Consider the following 19384-nt stretch of genomic DNA (forward strand, 5'->3'; position numbering starts at 1 on the left):
AAACAGGTATTATTGTATATACCTGTTTATATATCCAAAAGAAAAGTAAATTGGGATGAAACTAAGTACTGTTTTCAGGAATTTTTATACTAATCTACTGCTCATATTGGAATTTTATTAAATACTAAAATTTTGAAGTGTGAAAATTGACAAGGCCCTTGAAGCTATTGAAGCGCTAGGTGATAATCATGTAGCTACTAGCGCAACTACTCCTCTTAGAGAAGATGCCTTTAAACTTAGTGACAAAGAAAAAATTGCTTTGATTAAAGAAGATGTTAAACATATTATGGAAACCTTAGGACTAGATCTTAATGATGATAGTCTAAAAGGCACACCACAACGTGTTGCAAAAATGTTTGTGAATGAAATTTTTTCAGGATTACATCCTCAAAGAAAACCAGATGCCTCTACTTTTGATAATCATTATAAGTATGGAGAAATGTTGGTTGAAAAAAATATTACAGTATACTCTACTTGTGAGCACCATTTATTACCTATCGTTGGACGTGCACATGTAGCATATATTTCTAATGGTACTGTTGTAGGTTTATCCAAAATGAATCGTATTGTGGATTATTATGCAAAACGCCCGCAAGTACAGGAACGTCTTACTATGCAAATTGTACAAGATCTACAAGTTGTCTTAAACACTCAGGATGTTGCCTGTGTAATAGATGCTAAGCACTTATGTGTTAACTCTAGAGGGATTCGTGATATAGAAAGCAGTACCGTTACCAGTGAATTTGGAGGTAAGTTTAAAGAAGAATCTGTGAGAAGAGAGTTTTTGGATTACATCAAATTAGACACAACATTTTAATTTTTCAACAAACAATAGTAGTATTCATTTAAATTATGGCGGCAACTCCTTTGTACAAAACACAAGAACTAAAGATTTACAATTCAATTTCTGGGCAAAAAGAAGTATTTATTCCTCTTACCGAGGGTAATATAGGTATGTATGTATGTGGTCCTACCGTATACAGTAACGTACATCTAGGAAATTGCCGTACTTTTATTTCTTTTGACTTAGTGTTTAGATACCTAAAACATTTAGGATACAAAGTACGCTATGTAAGAAATATTACAGATGCAGGACATTTAGAAAATGATGCTGACGAAGGAGAAGATAAAGTTGCAAAAAAAGCCAGGTTAGAGCAATTGGAACCTATGGAGATTGTACAACGTTATACTTTAGATTTCCATCATGTAATGTCAAAATTTAATACTATTGCTCCAAGTATAGAACCAACTGCTACAGGTCATATCGTAGAACAAATCGAAATTATTAAAACTATCATTGATAATGGTTTTGCCTATGTATCTAACGGATCTGTATATTTTGATGTTCAAAAATTTAACGAAACCAATAATTACGGAAAATTAAGCGGTCGTAATCTAGAAGATATGATTGCAAATACTCGTGAGTTATCAGCTCAAACTGATAAGAAAAACCCACAAGATTTTGCACTATGGAAAAGAGCCGATCCACAACATATTATGCGCTGGCCTTCGCCATGGAGTGATGGTTTCCCGGGTTGGCATCTCGAATGTACTGTAATGAGCACCAAATACCTTGGTGAACGTTTTGATATTCATGGTGGCGGTATGGACTTAAAATTTCCTCATCATGAATGTGAAATAGCACAAGGAGAGGCTGCTTGTGGTCAAACACCTGTTAATTACTGGATGCATGCCAATATGCTAACTCTTAACAGTAAAAAAATGTCTAAATCTACGGGTAATACTATATCTCCCGAAGAATTGTTTACTGGTCATAATAGCGTTCTTGACAAACCGTTTGACCCGTCTATTGTACGTTTTTTTATGATGCAAGCACATTATCGTAGTATTTTAGATTTCTCTAATGATGCATTAGAAGCTTCAGAAAAAGGATTTAATCGATTGATGGATGCATTACACGTCGTAGAAAGATTAGAGGCAAGTTCTAAATCTGAAGGACTGGATGTAGCTGCATGGAGGTCTGAGTGCTACGAAGCAATGAATGATGATTTTAATAGCCCTATTTTAATTGCGAAACTTTTTGATGCTGTAAAATTCATTAATTCTGTTAAAGAACAAAAGGCATCGATTTCAAATGACGATTTAGAACTACTTCGTGAAACCATGAAAGGTTTTATTTTTGATGTTCTAGGCTTAGTAGATAGTAATGAAGTATCGTCTGATGTTGGTGATAAACTATCAGGAACAGTTGAATTATTAATTAAACTTAGAGCCGAAGCCAGAGCAAATAAAGATTTTGCTACTAGTGATAAAATCAGAGACGAATTATTAGAAATTGGCATCCAACTAAAAGATAGTCGCGAGGGCACTACTTTTTTACTGAATTAGAACATTTTGGATTTTAAGAGCACCATAAAAAAAGTTTTAATATTTCCGTTTGTGATAATAGTAAAGCTATATCAAAATTTGATTTCTCCACTTACTCCCGCAACTTGTAGATATCAACCAACATGCTCTCATTACACCTTAGAAGCATTGCAAAAACATGGATTGTTTAGAGGTGGATTATTATCTATTAAGCGTATTTTTAGTTGTCATCCCTGGGGCGGGAGTGGTTATGACCCTGTACCCGAAGTTGATAATAATCCTGTAAAAAAATGACCATTTTGTTTCATATATAAATACCTATATTTACTCTCGAAAAATAAAACTCACACATGATATTATCAAAAATTTTATGGAACCCTATTGAAGGTATAGATCTTGGTTTTTTTGTAATTCGCTTTTACAGTTTAATGTTTGTTGTTGCATTCTCTTTGGGCTGGTTTCTCATGAAAAAAATCTATGTGCGTGAAAATGTTTCTATAGAAAAATTAGATTCTATTTTTATCTATGCTGTAATCGCAACTCTTGTAGGTGCCCGTCTTGGACATGTGTTCTTTTATGATTGGGGATATTACAAAAACAACTTACTAGAGATCATACTGCCTTTTAGGTTTAAACCAGAGTTTGAGTTCATTGGATTTCAAGGTTTAGCCAGTCATGGTGCTGCTATAGGGATCATTGTTGCTATGTATTATTATTCTAAAAATGTAATTAAAAAACATATTCTATGGATTCTTGACAGGATTGTAATCCCTGTTTCGTTCGGAGCTATCTTTGTTCGTTTGGGTAACTTTTTTAACTCAGAAATTATTGGAAAAGAATCAGGAGATTCTCCTTTTGGAGTTAAGTTTGTGCGAGATGGATTAAAAAAATATGAAGTAGTAAAGGAGACAGGAATACAAAATGTAAATGAAGCCTATGCAGCAGTAGTCGACAATCCTCAATTTTCGAATTTACTAGAATCTATTCCTTACAGACATCCTGCACAATTGTACGAAGCATTTGGATATATTTTTGTAGCTCTAATTTTATGGTTTGTGTATTGGAAAACAGATAAACGACATAACCCAGGGTTTCTTTTTGGAGCTTTTCTAATTCTATTATGGACCGTTAGATTTCTTGTCGAATACGTTAAAAAAAGCCAAGGTGGATTTGAAGATTCCTTAGGAGATGCAATATCTACAGGGCAATGGTTAAGTATTCCTTTCATAATTGCTGGTATTTATTTTATTGTTATGTCTTTTAAAAAGAAAGAAAACATTTCGTAAAACACCTCTTCTCACACTAAACAAAATATCTTCTCGTTATCAACGTAGCATTTAGATATTTTAAGATATGAGAATATTAACCACATTATTTGTATTTCTTTTAACTATTTCGTTAATGACCGCTTGTGAGTCTGACTCGGGTACTTTACCCGAAACTGATCAAGATGGTGGTGATGGTAGTGAAGAGCCCACTGGTAATCCCAACACAAATTCGTCTATAGTAGACACCTACGGTCTTTTAAAGGTTTCAGGAAATAAAATTGTAGACAAAAATAATAACAGTATTCAATTAAGGGGTATGTCCTTATTCTGGAGTCAATGGATGGGGCAATATTATACCTCAGAAACTGTAAAATGGTTAAAAGAAGATTGGAAATGTAATATTGTTAGAGCCGCTATGGGAGTAGAGGATAGCGATGGATATTTGACCAATAAAGAAACTGAAAAACAAAAAATATTTACTGTTATTGATGCTGCTATAGCAGAGGGGATTTATGTTATTGTAGATTGGCATAGTCATCACGCCGAAGATCATGTAGAGGATGCCAAGTCTTTCTTTTCTGAGATTGCTCAAAAATATGGTGACCAACCCAATATTATATACGAAATATACAACGAACCTCTTAATGTATCATGGGTCGATGTTCTAAAGCCCTATCATGAACAGGTTATTGCAGCTATTAGAGCACATGACCCTGATAATATGATTATTTGTGGTACTCGAACATGGTCTCAGGATGTAGACGAGGTTATAGGTAATACTATTAACGATAATAACGTGGCCTATACTCTTCATTACTATGCTGCAACACATAAGCAATTTCTTAGGGACAAAGCTCAAAAAGCCTTGGACGCCGGGATTCCTATTTTTGTAACAGAATATGGTATTACTGAAGCATCCGGAGATGGTTCCATTGATACCAATGAAGCTCAAATCTGGTGGGATTTTTTAGATCAAAATAAAATATCATGGTGCAACTGGTCTATTGCAGATAAACAAGAACTTTCTGCTGCTCTTAAATCGGGCGCTAGTGGATTAGGAAATTGGGCTGATGACGAGCTTACAGATTCTGGTAAAATGATACGAGCTGAGATTAAAGAAAAAAACCCTTAGCCTTGTAAAGCTTCAAATTATCTTATAACAGGCCGAACCTTATTTTATAAGTAGGACAATACCTGATATCAATAATACCACAATAATCATTTTACTCAACAGAACTTTATTAATTAATTTATACGCCCATTTACCCAAGAATAGAGCTGCAATAAAAAAGGGTAACACTTGTAGTGAATACACAAATTGTTCTGTCTCTAGTATACCTCCAATTGCTAATAAAGGAATTCTAGCAAAGGTAACCAGTGCCAAAATACCAAACATAGTTGCCCTAAACGTATGAACATTTGGTGTGGATGCATTTACCACCACCACATATAGTGGCCCACCGGTAGAAAACAACCCCGAAAAAAAACCTCCTAATAACCCCAATATAAACTGTACATTGCCATGCAATGTAAATGATTTATTAGATTTTAGTTTGTAAACCACATATAAAATGATAAAAAGTCCTAATGCTTTTTTTAACAAAAGAGGCTTAGCAAAACTCAATATAAGAATCCCTATCCCAACACCGATCAAAGATGATAAGGTCATTTTCTTTAGTAAACCTTTATCTATGTATTCCCACTCTTTGCGCATCAAATAAATGCTCGACAACATATAAAAAATTGACAAATATGCTATTGCCTCTGATAACGACATCGTATACAACAATATAGGCAATGCAACCAATGCACCACCAAATCCAAGGATTGTTTGAATAAAAAATCCAATAAAAATCCCTAAAGCCAAAACAACAATAAAAGTATCCATCCGGCAAAGGTAGCTCTCGACTACCTTAACCAAAAGTTCAATCTATTCATTTTTACTCTTTTTACCGATTAAAAATTCTTATTTTTACATAAAACCAAAATTTAAATGGTAGATTCATTAGATTTAAAAATAATTGATGCTCTAGTCGAAAATTCCAAAGTGAGCTATGTACAATTAGGTAATACGATAGGATTATCTCCTTCTTCTGTGCGAGAACGCATAAAAAAAATGGAAGACGAACAAATCATAAAAAAGTACGGGGTAATTTTAGACCACTCTAAATTAGGATATGGGCTAGAAGTTTTTATAATGCTAAAATTGTATAGCGGTAAACTAGATCAATTTTCTAAGGAATGGAATAATTTATCAGAAATCAAGGAGTTATATCGGGTTACAGGTAACTATAATATTTTTCTTAAAGCCATCGTAGTGGATCAAATTCATCTACAAAAATTTATAGACAAACTAATTATCTATGGTGAACCCACTACTCATCTTATTCTTTCTGACCTTGGCAACAGTAACCCAGGATAAATTTTATAAAATGTAGAGGGCTGGTTAATTTTCTGTGACTATAAATTCACTTCTTCTATTTTTAGCATGCATTTCTTTGTCACATTTTACACCATTACCACATTCATTTATTAATACCGTTTCACCATACCCTCTACTCCGAACACGAATGGGATCAACGCCTTTACTAATAATGTAATTAGCAGTTGAAACGGCTCTTCTTTTTGATAATTTCATATTATAAACATCACTCCCTTTACTATCAGTATGTGATCCAATTTCAATACGTATAGAAGTATGTTTTTTCATAAAAGACACTATCTTATCTAATTCCCCAGCAGTTTCACCAAGAATCAAAGCTTTGTTAGAAGCAAAATATATTGGTTTCAAATCTAATAATTTCGCAAGATCAATTCCCTTAGCAGGCACATTTCTCTTAAGTTTAAAAATATGAGAAATTATTCCTTTTTTTCTACTAACATTAACTTCTTCTATTTCTTGTTCATACCCTTCTTTTTGTATACTAATCTTATAAGATTTATTATCGCAATCTATGGGTTCCTTAAACTCTCCTTTTTCATTTGTTTTACCTGAAAAAACAATATCTTCATTCTTATCTCTAATAACTACTACTGCTCCAATCACTTCTTTTTCCGTTTTAAAATCGAATACACTTCCTTTAATCCTTCCTTCGCAGGTAGTAATTAAAGGTGTATTTTCTATAAAACTGTAAATATCATCATCTCCTCTTCCTTCGGCACGATTAGAAGCAAAGAAACCTGTATGAGTCTGGTCATTTATAATAAAAGTAAAATCATCTGCATAACTATTCACTGGTTCTCCCACATTATACACTCTCCCATCACTATTCTCAGGTATCACTGTAAAAATATCCAATCCCCCTAATCCTAAATGCCCATCAGACGAAAAATATAATACACCATTTGTACTGATAAAAGGAAAAGTATCTCTTCCTTCAGTATTAATTATTGGTCCTAAATTTTGAGGCTCACCCAAGTTTCCATTTTCAAAAATATCAACAACATATATATCAGACATCCCATACCCACCAGGCATATCCGAAGCAAAATATAATTTTTTACCATCTGCACTAAGCGAAGGATGAGCAATAGAATAGTTATCATTATTAAATGGCAAATCCTCAATCTGAGACCATTGCAATTCATTATCTAATTTTGCTCGAAGTATTCTCAATCTACTTACTCCAAGAGAATCTTTTTTCAACTTTGATTTTGTTAGATTATTTCGAGTAAAGTAAACTACTGTTCCCTCTTTATTAAACGAAGATGTTGACTCATGTAGCCTTGAACTTAATTTTTCGGAAAACTCTTCGGGAAAAGAAAAACCTAACGTATCTTTTAATGAATAACTAAATAAATTAAGATATGATTGCTTAGTCCATTGATTATGATTGCTATGAGATCTTACTTTTTTTCTTGCCGAAGAAAACACCAAATTATCTTTATATATTGATGGCGCAAAATCCGTGTACAAAGAGTTTTTTGATAAGTTCTCTATACTATATCTGCCAGATTGAATTTTGATATCTTTAAGGTATTCTGGATTTTTCAACAACCTTACTATTCTCGAATCAATATTAGTTTGATCTGTATTCTTGGTGATTAATTCATCTGCTTCCTTATAGCGTTTAAGGTATTTTAATGATTGCGCTGCACGAAAATAATGTTCAAAATTAATATCCAAAGTATCTTTCCCTTCTGCTTCTAATTCACTTTTCTTAGCGATCATTTTTTCATACCATTTCGAAGCATTTTCGAGATCCGAATTAAAATAATAAGCATCTCCTAATTTTTGATAAATACCAAATGTGCCTTCACCCTTTGTAACAATACTTTCGTATTTTTTGATAGCATCCTGATAGGCGTAATCATTAAAATCTTCATTTGCTTTTTTCAGTAAGCCGCTTTGCGAAAAAACCGTACTACTGAGCAATAAAAGAATAAGGAATGGTATTTTATTATATTCTATCATAAGTTTTAATCGTATTTAGAAAAATCTTGGATATAAAATTCTATCGTTTTTCTTAAATATTTCGTATCGTAAAAAGAACTCGAAAGATCCTGCATTAAACTCTGTATTACCCAATGCTGTTGTTTCCCAATCATACGCAAATCCCAGCATTATTTCGTCGGAAACCTGAAAGCCAGCAAGAACGCTAAATGCAGCGCTCCATCTATATGCCGCTCCTAAAGTGAATTTATCTTTAAATAAAAAATTAGCAGATACATCCGCCTGGAGCGGAGCTCCCGAAACTCCTTTAAATAACACAGCTGGTTTAAGTTTTAAACTTTCATTAATATCAAAAACATATCCTCCCATCAAATAATAATTAATTCGTTCTTCCGCTAAAAAAGATAAAGCACTACTATTATCATCTGCAGACTCATCAAAATGTTGAGTTTCTAAGAGGTTAGGTGCAGACACCCCTAAATACAATTTTTCAGCATGGTAATACACACCTATACCCACATTAGGAGAGAATTTATTATCTACGTCTGTGTTTAAAAGTATGTCTGTATTTGTATATTGATTTAAATCATTAAAATTGACATCTAATAAGTGTCCTCCTGCCTTTACACCAAAAGCTAATTGTCCAGTTGTTGAAGTATTAATCGTATATGAAAAATCGATATCAAAGTAAGTTTCTTGTGTTGGTCCAATCTTATCATTAACGATAGATAACCCAAGACCCACTTTGTTTGATGCGCCAATAGGAGAATGTATATTTAATGTTTGAGTAACTGGCGCTCCTTCTATACCTACCCATTGATTTCTATACAAACCTGTTATACTTATTGCATCTCTAGAACCAGCGTACGCCGGATTTACGCTAATAGTATTGTACATGTATTGCGTATATTGTGCATCTTGTTGAGCCTCAACTTTTGTTAATACTAAAGTAAAAATAAGCGTTAGTAGATAAGCTCTATTCATTTCGTTGGGTTTATATTGATAAGCATCCTAAAAAAAAGGAAGGCTTAATAAATTCTTTTTTTATCTATTGATGTATAAATAACCAGACCTTTTTACCGTTTCATCATTGTTTTTCTTATACGTAAGAATATAAAAGTAAGTCCCTACAGGTAATTGCTTTTCTTTATTAAAAGTAGCCCTACCATTAGATTCTCCTCTAAAATATTGGCCATTTTGTCCATACCCTCGAGCTTCATATACCAACACTCCCCATCTATTAAATATATTCAATTCATTATCCGGGAATTTTTCAATATTAGCAATAGTCAACACATCATGATCCCCATCACCATTTGGAGTCACCGCATTAAACACTTCTATATCATCTTCGGCATTGGGATCAAAGTTGTTAGGTTCTAAATAATCTGGAACACCATCCCCATCAGAATCAAATGCATCATTAGGAACCATATCTCCATTTGGATCCGGATTCTCATCTTCGGTTAAAAGACCATCATTGTCATCATCTATATCCTGAAAATCATCAATACCATCACCATCTGTATCTTGTGGGTCATAATTTACTTCGCCACTATCTGGATTATCTTGTACCCCATTAGGGATTCCATCATCCCCAAAAGGACCATCTACGGTTCCATCTCCATCAGAATCAACACCACCATGTCCTGCCTCGATATAATCATAGATTCCATCTCCATCTGCATCTAGATCCAAGCTATCAATGATACCGTCTCCATCTGTATCCAACAAAGGATCTCCATTCTGTTCTTCTACATCAGTAATCCCATCATTATCATCATCAAAATCCTCTATATTCGGTATACCATCCCCATCTGTATCCAAAAAGCTTATCGTTGGATCATCAAAATCACCATCACCATCCAAATCTATATTTGTAGGATCATTAGGGTCATCAGAATCTTCTGAAATGGGTGTTGTTCTATCTGGTAAAAATGCATTTACTATAGCTGTATTTACTACAATCTCATTAGTAAGATCTTGTGCAACTATGGTATAGTTTGCATTTACCGTAAATGAAGCACCCGGAGAAAGTGATACTATTGAATTTGAGGTTACAAAAGTTACCATAGGATCATCAATTGTAATATCAAACAATGTCACATTACTAGTATTTGTTATTTCAAAAGTATATTCTAAAACATCTCCAATAGCAGTATACGTTCTATCCCCTACTACTTTTGTTATATCTAATGATGCGAATTGCGGAGTACTTGTAATTGTTACATCATCTGGATTTCCATTTCCATTTGTATCAATATCATCTAAATTATTAGGATCATCAGACAAATCCGAAACGGGCTGCCCATTTGGATCTTCTGCGGTTACCGAAGCTGTATTGATTACACTACCTGCATTTAAATCTGATTGCGTAATGGTATGACTAGCCGTTATTGTTACTGTTTCACCTGGTAAAATTATTGCCACATTATTAGGATTTACACTACCTACATTTGCATTATTATCAGAAATCAATACATTGGTTAGTGTAACATTTCCTGTGTTTGTCAATGATAAGGTATACGTAATTATTTCACCAACTTCGTCCCATAAACCATCTGGTGCTACATCTGCAGACTTGATAAGATTCATTTCAGAAATCTGATTCAACATTACAATTGTTGGATCATTAGGAGTTGTTGTATTAGGATCATCTGATGCATCTGCCACTGGGGTTCCACAAGGATCTACTCCCTGGACTGTTAACACATTAGTTACAATTCCATTATCGAGATCCTGTTGTGTAATGTTATGAGTAGCAGTTATTGTTATAGAAGAATTTCCTGCTAATACCGGAATATTTGTTGTACTTATTGAATCAGCATTATCATCTGTTACAATAATATTATTTATATCAACAGCATTTGGGTTTTGAATATTAATTTCATAATTAATTATTTCTCCCAACGTATCATAAGTTCCATCTACAGAAGGTAATGCCGTTTTAGAAACCATCAGTTCTGCTCGAGGCAGCACGGTGACTGTATATATATACTCGTTTCCAACACATCCTTCAACACTTGTTGGAGTAATCGTATAGACAACTGTTTGTATTAATCCAGTAGTATTAATCAATACATCTGTAATACTTGTAGTTGTAGAAGCTGTCGTTGTTTCTCCTGTTACATTTGAATTATCTGTAGCTAACCAACTAAAACTACCTCCTGTTAAGTTTACATCTGTAGTTAAATCATGACTTAATGCTATATCACTACAAATTGTATCAATTGGTAAGTTTACAACAACTGGTAAAGGATTTATTGTGACCGTATATCCTGCAGAAGGCAAAGAAATACATCCATTACCATCCTCAATTGTATATGTAATATCAGTAGTACCTGCACTTATACCAGAAACAATTCCGGCGCTATCTATAGTTGCGACTCCCACGTCAGATGAACTCCAAACTATCGTTCCAGCAGTCCCCTCGGTTAAATCTATAGTACTATCCACACAGACCTCCGTTGGACCTGTAATCGCAGCAGCAATGGGTAACGCATTTACGGTAACTGTATATCCTACAGATGATAGAGAAACACATCCATTAGCATCTTCGATTGTATAGGTAATATCAGTGGTTCCTGCACTAACTCCCGTAACGATTCCTGAACCATCTATTGTAGCGACTCCTGTATCGGATGAACTCCAAACTATGGTTCCAACTGTACCTTCGGTTAAATCTATAGTGCTATCCACACAGACCTCCGTTGGACCTATAATCGCAGCAGCAATGGGTAACGCATTTACGGTAACTGTATATCCTACAGATGATAGAGAAACACATCCATTAGTATCTTCAACTGTATACGTAATATCGGTCGTACCCGAACTTACACCAGTAACTACTCCTGAACCATCAATAGTAGCAACTCCCGTATCTGATGAACTCCAAACTATGGTTCCTGATGTGCCTTCAGTTAAACCTATAGTACTACCTACACATACTTCAGCCAAGCCCGTAATGGCGGCAGCGATAGGTAAAGCATTTACTGTAACTGTATAATTTGCAGATGAATTAGAAACACATCCATTAGCATCCTCAATTGTATAGGTAATATTTGTAGTACCTGCACTTACGCCAGTTACAATTCCTGAACCATCAATAGTAGCAACTCCCATATCTGATGAACTCCAAACTATGGTTCCAGAGGTACCTTCAGTTAAATCTATAGTACTACCAATACATACATCAGTAGGACCGGTAATAGTCGTAGCAACTGGCAATGCATTTACAGTAATTGTATATATTGCAGAAGGAACTGAGACGCATCCATTAATATCTTCGACCGTATATGTGATATCAGTAGTTCCTACACTTACTGGAGTAACAACTCCTGAACCGTCTATTGTAGCAACCCCTGTATCTGATGAACTCCAAACTATCGTTCCAGAAGTCCCCTCGGTTAAATCTATAGTACCATCGACGCAGACCTCCGTTGGACCTGTAATCGCAGCAGCAATGGGTAACGCATTTACGGTAACTGTATATCCTACAGATGATAGAGAAACACATCCATTAGCATCTTCAACTGTATACGTAATATCAGTGGTTCCTGCACTAACTCCCGTAACGATTCCTGAACCATCTATTGTAGCGACTCCTGTATCTGATGAACTCCAAACTATCGTTCCAACTGTACCTTCGGTTAAATCTATAGTGCTATCCACACATACCTCAGTAGGGCCGGTAATAGATGTAGCGATTGGCAATGCGTTTACAGTTATTGTATATGCAGCGGATGAAGTAGAAACACATCCATTAGCATCTTCGATTGTATATGTGATATCACTAGTACCAGCACTTACTCCGGTAACTACTCCTGAACCATTAATTGTAGCCACCCCTGTATTAGACGAACTCCAAACTATGGTTCCGGCCGTACCCTCTATTAAGTTCATTGTACTTCCTATACACACCTCGGTTGGACCAGTAATTGCAGCAGCAATAGGTAAGGCATTTACAGTTACAGTTATCGTATATACAGTACCATCGCAGCCATTCACATCTGCATTAGGAGTTATTGTATAAATAACATCTTGAGGAGAAGTTGAAATATTTGTCAACATATCCTGTATTCTGTCGTCATTTGACGCACTAGTAGTTTCCCCAGTTACATTTGTATTCTCTGCAGCAGACCAAGTAAAAGTAACATCACTGTTAAAATTATCCACATCACCTATTAAATTTTGGTTCAAACTATCTCCTGAGCAAATTTCTAAAGTTCTACTTGTGTTCAAAATCGTAGGCACAGGTTGCACTGTAACAGTATAAGTATACGTATCCAAAACTGTTCCTCCTGCATTAGACCCTTCAATGGTATATATGACTACTTGATCCGTTGTTGTACTATTTAGTAACGTATCTGTAATTTCAGTATCTATTGAATTAGATGTGGTTTCACCCGAAACTAAGGGATTAGCCGCTGCCGACCAACTAAAACTCACAACTGCTGGATCTACATCTGCGGTTAAATCGTGAGCCAAAGTTATACCTCCGCAGATCGTTTCAATTGGATTTACAGAAACCACCTCATCCGCTGTTGGATCTGTAATACTACCTGTTCTGGGTGCTCCTGTTGCAGTAACTGTATTTGTTATATCTGCTTGATTAGTAACATCTATTGGGGTTACCACGTAAGCACCTGTCCAAGTACCTGTATCTCCTGGTCCTAATTCGTCAATTTGATTATCACTATTATCTGCATCAACTCCAGTTGTACTTTGTAATGATGGAGTTAAAATTCCTGTTCCCGAATGTACATCAGCAATACTAACATCATCAAAAGTAACATTTCCATTATTCGTAACAATATAGGTATATGTCAATGTTTGTCCCTCAATTACATTGCTATCATCATCCACTGTTTTAGTTACAATCAATGATGGGGTAACACCCAATGGTACTACGGTTGGATCATCTATACTTGAAGTAATATCATCAGGATCATCAGACGCATCTGTAATACTACCTAAACCAGGATCTTGCCCACCAACAATTGCTGTATTTATAACTTCTGCTGCATCCAAGTCTTCTTGTGTTATTACATGAGTTGCTATAAAAGTAGCTGTTTGAGCTGCCGAAGGAGGAGATACTGATGCAGGATCTAATTGATCAACTACATCGTCCAATCCATCATCTGTTCCTGTCGTACTCATTAAAGTAATTGTATCTGCATTTGGATCAACAACATTTACATTAGTTAAAGGCACATTACCGACATTTGTCGCTATAATTGTATATGTTATAGTTTCTCCTAAAGTTGTATAAGGTCCATTTGTTGGCGCGTCATCAACTTTGGTTACCTCCAATTGACCAACTTGAGGGATTGACACAATAGTTGCATCATTTACAGCTAAAGTTGTGGGGTCATCAGATACATCGCTTACTACTGTTCCCTCAACCGGTTCTTCGCCAAAAGCGGTTGCCGAATTGGTTACGTTTCCGTTAGTAAAATCTTGCGCTACTATGGTATGTGTTGCCGTAAATGTTGTTGATTGACCAGCAGGAAGGTTTGCAACAGAAGTAGGTGTTAAACTACCTACATCAATGTTAGTATCGGTAATAGTTATATTATTTAAACTAACATTTCCTGTATTAATTACTGTAAACTCATATGTGATAGTTTCTACCGCTGGTGATCCTCCAATCATATTATCATATAATCCATCTGGTGCGGGTAATGCAATTTTTTCTAAAACCAATGCTCCTTTTTGTTCTATTGGTGTTATAGTTGGATCATTGTCATTTGGGATGGTATTTGGTAAATCATCGGATACATCAGATATTACAAATCCATTAACCAATGTACCCTGAGCCGTTGCAGTATTAACTACCTGATCGGCTTCGATATCTGCTTGAGTAATAGTATGAGTTGCTGTAAAGTTTGCAGATGCTCCAATACCTAGATTAGTTACTGATGCTGGGGTTAAACTTCCTGAGTCAATATTTGGATCATCGATTGTAACACTAGGGATAATTTGACTACCTGTATTAGTTACCACAAAATCATAAGTAATCACCTCTCCCACGGTATCATAACTCCCATCTAGAGGCAAACGATCTTCTTTAGTAATTTCTAATTCGTTATTAATTATTGCTACATCCTCGGTTGGGTCATCTGGTAAGGCATCTGCTTCAGTCTCTGTTTGTGTATTGGATATCGTATTAGTTACGGTAGTATTTGCATCAACTTCATTTACCGAGGCAAGAATAGTGAGCGTATGAACTTCTCCACTAAACATATCACCAATGGTCCAATCAGGAGCTGTCCAAGTACCAAAACTTGGTGTTCCACTAATAAAGGACAATTCTGGAGGTAACGCATCATTAATCACCAAATTACTTACAGAATCCACTCCAAGGCTTTCTACAGTAACAGTAAAAGTAACTGTATCTCCTTCGATAACAGGACTAGTATCTACTGTTTTTGAAATTACAATTTCCGGAACACAATTATATACAGATAAAATAGCAGAGTTATACGTACAAGTTCCTTTGGTTACTCTAACAAAAAAATCACCTGGTTCTGTAGGTGTAAAAGCACTAGTAATGGCTCCTGCTATTTCTACACCATTCTGAAACCATTGATAGGCCTCAAAATTTCCGGAAATCTCGAAAACATCAGCACCGGGTAAACATCCACCACCAGTAACATCTAATTCGACCACTGGAACAGAATCAAATCCAGAAAAATAACCTGCAATTCCTGCAGCACCACTTACTCCCAAAAAACCAACGGCAATGGGGCCTTTTGAGTTTACAGAAACATTACCTGTTAAACCAGGAATATAAAATGTTTTCCAATCTGGAGTACCATTTACGGATTGTTCATTAACCAATGAAACAAGCCCTGTATCATCTCTAACTTCTATATCACCATTAACTGTACCCGTAGAGGCAACTATAGTAATTCCTCCATCAAAATTCCTACCATCAACGTCTCTGATATTAGAGATATTACTCAAATTATCAGGTAATAAACAATTTACCGGTGCTATAAAATTTAAACCACCAGTAAAAGCTCCACTAGCTCCAGATAAATGTTGATAAGCATATACCTCTTTGGTTGCCTCTACATACATATTACCTCCTACTGAAGCCGGTGTATAATTACTACCATTAATAACATAGTATTCACCCGTATTAATAGTAGCAACAACGGTTCCTCCTACAGAAATATCAGTCCCATTTTGTGTACCAATAATAATTGGAGTCTCAATATCATTTACTCCGTTACCACGAATAAAAATATATTCTCGACCTAAAACATTTTCTGGTACAGGTTGATCGATCAATGCGTCTCTATTATTGGATCCTATTCTAGGTGCTCCGTTTAGATTCCCGTTAGAAATGGCTATTTTTTTATTAGATTGTATTGTTGCTCCCAACCAACAATCTATATTCGCAATGGTTGCATTTCGCCATGCTTCTAAAACATATGTTTGTCCTTTATTTAATAGAACAGATATAGTATCATCTGTAATTCCATCATTATCACCTTGTAATCGAAATTCACAATCCGTACCATACCCAAAAATATTTATTGTAGTATTATCCTCTGTTGCCATAATTCCTAATGTAGCATTAAGACTATTCTGCCCATTACCATAATTAGGTCTACCTCCCCACTTAAACAAGGTACCTATAGATTGCCTTCCTTTTGACGTTAATGATGTGGCTTGCGAATTAGATCTTCCCCTATAGTTTACGTAAAACTTCTCGCCACCTACGGACTCAAAACGTAAGCCACTATTATTCAAAACAACACCAGTATTCGTATTTGTAACTAAGGTTATATTATTATCGCCATCTGCAACGTTATATTTACCTGGAGAAGTATTAGAAATATTAAGCGTAGCAACGGCAGTAGCATTTGTTCCTTGAAATACATTGACATCAAAAGCAGTAGTCTCTGGAGTGGATAAATAGAATGCCTGCTGGCGTATTGCTTGATTATTACCCCCTTGTTTTAAAGGCGGTAAATAATGTACATTACTAAGTTGTGCCTGCCCATAAAAAAAGGACAATATCGTGATAAGAAAAACAGTGTAAGTTTTGTTCATTTTGACAGTTGCTTATTACTATGGGATAATTCTATAAAAGTAATTTGTTACACGATCAAACACTTTAATTATTGATTTCAAAAACACAGTTTTATCGATAAAAAACATATATCATCGATGAAACAAGCGATAAATTGTTAAAAAAAAGAGTGTTATCAAATTTAAAGGAATTAAAATTATAAGCTATATGGCATTACCGCAAACTAATAACTGTTAACACTTAAGCCACTGTAAAAAAAGGTGTTTTAATGAAATTACAGCTATTAAACATTCATGTTTCTCTTTTAGGGTTTATTCAAAAAACCTGCTGAAACCGGGAATATTGTATAAAAAAGGCGTTTCAGATTTGAAACGCCTTATAATTGTATTATTAATAAGAATTATAAAGGTTAGAACACCTCGTTAGATTCTTTTAATTTTTCGGTATTTTCTACCAATTGAAGTTCGTCTATAATTTTTTGAATATCGCCATCTATAATATTTCCTAAATCGTATAATGTTAATCCTATACGGTGATCAGTCACCCTACCTTGTGGATAGTTATACGTTCTAATCTTTGCAGATCGATCTCCCGAAGAAACCATACTCTTACGTTTTTCTGAATCTGCGGCTTGTTTCTTAGCCAATTCCAAATCATAAAGTCTAGAACGCAATACTTTTAATGCTTTTTCTAAGTTTTTATGCGAAGATTTTTGATCTTGACAACTTACAATCATTCCCGTGGGTTCATGATGTAATTTAATAGCAGAATAGGTAGTATTTACGGATTGTCCTCCTGGACCTGTCGAAGTCGTTCTTTCGATCCTCACTTCTGTCATATCTAATTCTACATCAAACTCTTCGGCTTCGGGTAATACCATTACCGTGGCAGCACTAGTATGTACACGGCCTTGAGTTTCGGTCTGTGGTACACGTTGCACTCGATGAACCCCTGCTTCAAACTTCATTGTGCCATATGCATCTTCACCATTTACTTCAAAAATTATCTCTTTATAGCCACCACTAGTACCTTCATTTAAATCTACAACGCTTACACTCCATCCTTTGCCTTCGCAATATTTAGTATACATTCTAAATAAATCTCCTGCAAAAATACTTGCTTCATCTCCACCTGTTCCTGCACGGATTTCTACAACGCAGTTTTTAGCATCTTCTGGATCCTTAGGAACCAACATGAATCTAATTTTCTCTTCTAATTCTGGTAATTCTTCTTTTGCCTCTTCCATTTGCATTTTGGCCATTTCAACCATTTCGGCATCACTTCCATCTGCTATAATTTCTTCGGCTTCTTTAAGGTTATTTGTAAGCTCGATATAACGCTCTCTCTCATCCATTAGAGCTCTAAGATCCTTATATTCTTTATTAAGCTTAATGTATCTTTTTTGATCCGCAATAATATCAGGTTGTATGATTAGATCACTAACCTCATCAAATCGTTGCTTTACAATATTTAATTTATCAATCATAGTACTTCTATCCTAAACGTGGAAGATACAAAAGTAAGCTTTTTTGTACAAAAGCCTATACCCTCTTACTAATCTAAATACTCTTTTCTGCTATAAAAATCGTATTTTTGAACAATACATGAAAAATCACAAGGCTACATACCAACATCTTTCAGTTATAAAATGGTTCTTTATAATTGCAGCCTTATTCAGTTTTGGAGGATATACCAATTATACTCCACCAAAAGCAAAACTCGATACTACCGAGCTCATTATTACATCGAAAGAAGAACAGCAACGTACTTTTCGTTTTCAAAATATTTCGCAAAACAAAACAGATCACTGTACTCTTCAGAATAAACAGATCACATTTTTAAAATTTGTATCTGTGCGACACTCTGAGTTAACTAAGAACACAATCAAGAGATTTGCTACTTGTTTTATTCCTTCTCTATACCAAGATGTATTTATCTCTCAAAACAAGGTACATTTTACAGAAGAAGATTCCGTCCATTCATTACTTGGGTGATTTCTATGCCCAATGCCTCTAAGAGGTAACGTTTAACAACTTTTATTAAAAAAATGCTGTCTCTCTTTACAGAGACTTAGCATCATTACTTATACCTTTAGAATGGAAAAATTCAAAAAAACATTACGTCGGTTTACCTTAATACTACTTATCATCATGGCCGCACTTATACCAGTACCCGTTTTTTTACCCAAAAAAGATGGAAAATTTAATGATGACCATATTATAGAACAAGTAGAACAAAAAGAAGATGACACATCTGCTGAGACTAAAAAATTAGGTGAGGAATTAAATTCATAATAATTCATATTCAAAAATTGTTTATCATGATTTTATTTTGGATTTAGATATTTTT

General features: G+C 34.9%; 13 protein-coding genes. 8 read left to right on the forward strand and 5 right to left on the reverse strand.

Annotation, left to right across the window (positions count from 1 at the left end; all coding sequences use genetic code 11):
- Positions 1-139 precede the first annotated feature (139 nt).
- The 5 genes from folE (at position 140) to DK508_RS03415 (ending at position 4728) form a co-directional block, all read left to right on the forward strand.
- The gene (folE, locus tag DK508_RS03395; RefSeq protein WP_109299342.1) at positions 140-817 is read left to right on the forward strand and encodes a GTP cyclohydrolase I FolE; all 678 of its coding nucleotides are present in this window, start codon (positions 140-142) and stop codon (positions 815-817) included.
- Between the two features lie 35 nt (positions 818-852).
- Positions 853-2349: a cysteine--tRNA ligase gene (gene cysS, locus DK508_RS03400; RefSeq protein WP_109299343.1), complete on the forward strand. Its 1497-nt coding sequence runs from the start codon at positions 853-855 to the stop codon at positions 2347-2349.
- Between the two features lie 24 nt (positions 2350-2373).
- Positions 2374-2622 carry a membrane protein insertion efficiency factor YidD gene (gene yidD / locus DK508_RS03405; protein WP_109299587.1) on the forward strand — a complete coding sequence of 83 codons (249 nt, stop codon included), beginning with the start codon at positions 2374-2376 and terminating at the stop codon, positions 2620-2622.
- 56 nt (positions 2623-2678) lie between these two features.
- On the forward strand, positions 2679-3614 hold the full coding sequence (gene lgt, locus DK508_RS03410) for a prolipoprotein diacylglyceryl transferase (RefSeq protein WP_109299344.1): 936 nt from the start codon (positions 2679-2681) through the stop codon (positions 3612-3614).
- 67 nt (positions 3615-3681) lie between these two features.
- Positions 3682-4728: a glycoside hydrolase family 5 protein gene (locus tag DK508_RS03415; protein ID WP_109299345.1), complete on the forward strand. Its 1047-nt coding sequence runs from the start codon at positions 3682-3684 to the stop codon at positions 4726-4728.
- 39 nt (positions 4729-4767) lie between these two features.
- Here DK508_RS03415 and DK508_RS03420 read toward each other — a convergent pair whose 3' ends face one another.
- Positions 4768-5484: a sulfite exporter TauE/SafE family protein gene (locus DK508_RS03420; protein WP_109299346.1), complete on the reverse strand. Its 717-nt coding sequence runs from the start codon at positions 5482-5484 to the stop codon at positions 4768-4770.
- 105 nt (positions 5485-5589) lie between these two features.
- Between DK508_RS03420 and DK508_RS03425 the strand changes: the two genes are divergently transcribed.
- The gene (locus DK508_RS03425; RefSeq protein ID WP_109299347.1) at positions 5590-6018 is read left to right on the forward strand and encodes an Lrp/AsnC family transcriptional regulator; all 429 of its coding nucleotides are present in this window, start codon (positions 5590-5592) and stop codon (positions 6016-6018) included.
- A 24-nt stretch (positions 6019-6042) separates the two neighbouring features.
- On the opposite strand, the gene DK508_RS03430 is transcribed toward DK508_RS03425, so the two are convergent.
- From DK508_RS03430 to prfA, 4 genes are all read right to left on the reverse strand, one after another.
- Complete coding sequence (locus DK508_RS03430; protein WP_109299348.1) at positions 6043-8010, reverse strand: OmpA family protein; 1968 nt, start codon at positions 8008-8010, stop codon at positions 6043-6045.
- A 15-nt stretch (positions 8011-8025) separates the two neighbouring features.
- Complete coding sequence (locus DK508_RS03435) at positions 8026-8973, reverse strand: type IX secretion system membrane protein PorP/SprF (RefSeq protein WP_109299349.1); 948 nt, start codon at positions 8971-8973, stop codon at positions 8026-8028.
- Between the two features lie 60 nt (positions 8974-9033).
- Complete coding sequence (locus DK508_RS03440) at positions 9034-17055, reverse strand: PKD-like domain-containing protein (protein ID WP_109299350.1); 8022 nt, start codon at positions 17053-17055, stop codon at positions 9034-9036.
- 389 nt (positions 17056-17444) lie between these two features.
- Positions 17445-18521 carry a peptide chain release factor 1 gene (gene prfA, locus DK508_RS03445; RefSeq protein WP_109299351.1) on the reverse strand — a complete coding sequence of 359 codons (1077 nt, stop codon included), beginning with the start codon at positions 18519-18521 and terminating at the stop codon, positions 17445-17447.
- A gap of 118 nt (positions 18522-18639) precedes the next feature.
- Between prfA and DK508_RS03450 the strand changes: the two genes are divergently transcribed.
- Entirely contained in the window at positions 18640-19029 is a 390-nt protein-coding gene (locus DK508_RS03450) for a hypothetical protein (RefSeq protein WP_109299352.1), read from the forward strand.
- Positions 19030-19131: 102 nt separating this feature from the next.
- Positions 19132-19329 carry a hypothetical protein gene (locus tag DK508_RS03455; RefSeq protein ID WP_109299353.1) on the forward strand — a complete coding sequence of 66 codons (198 nt, stop codon included), beginning with the start codon at positions 19132-19134 and terminating at the stop codon, positions 19327-19329.
- Positions 19330-19384 lie beyond the last annotated feature (55 nt).

Source organism: Aquimarina sp. AU474, assembly GCF_900312815.1.
GTDB lineage: Bacteria > Bacteroidota > Bacteroidia > Flavobacteriales > Flavobacteriaceae > Aquimarina.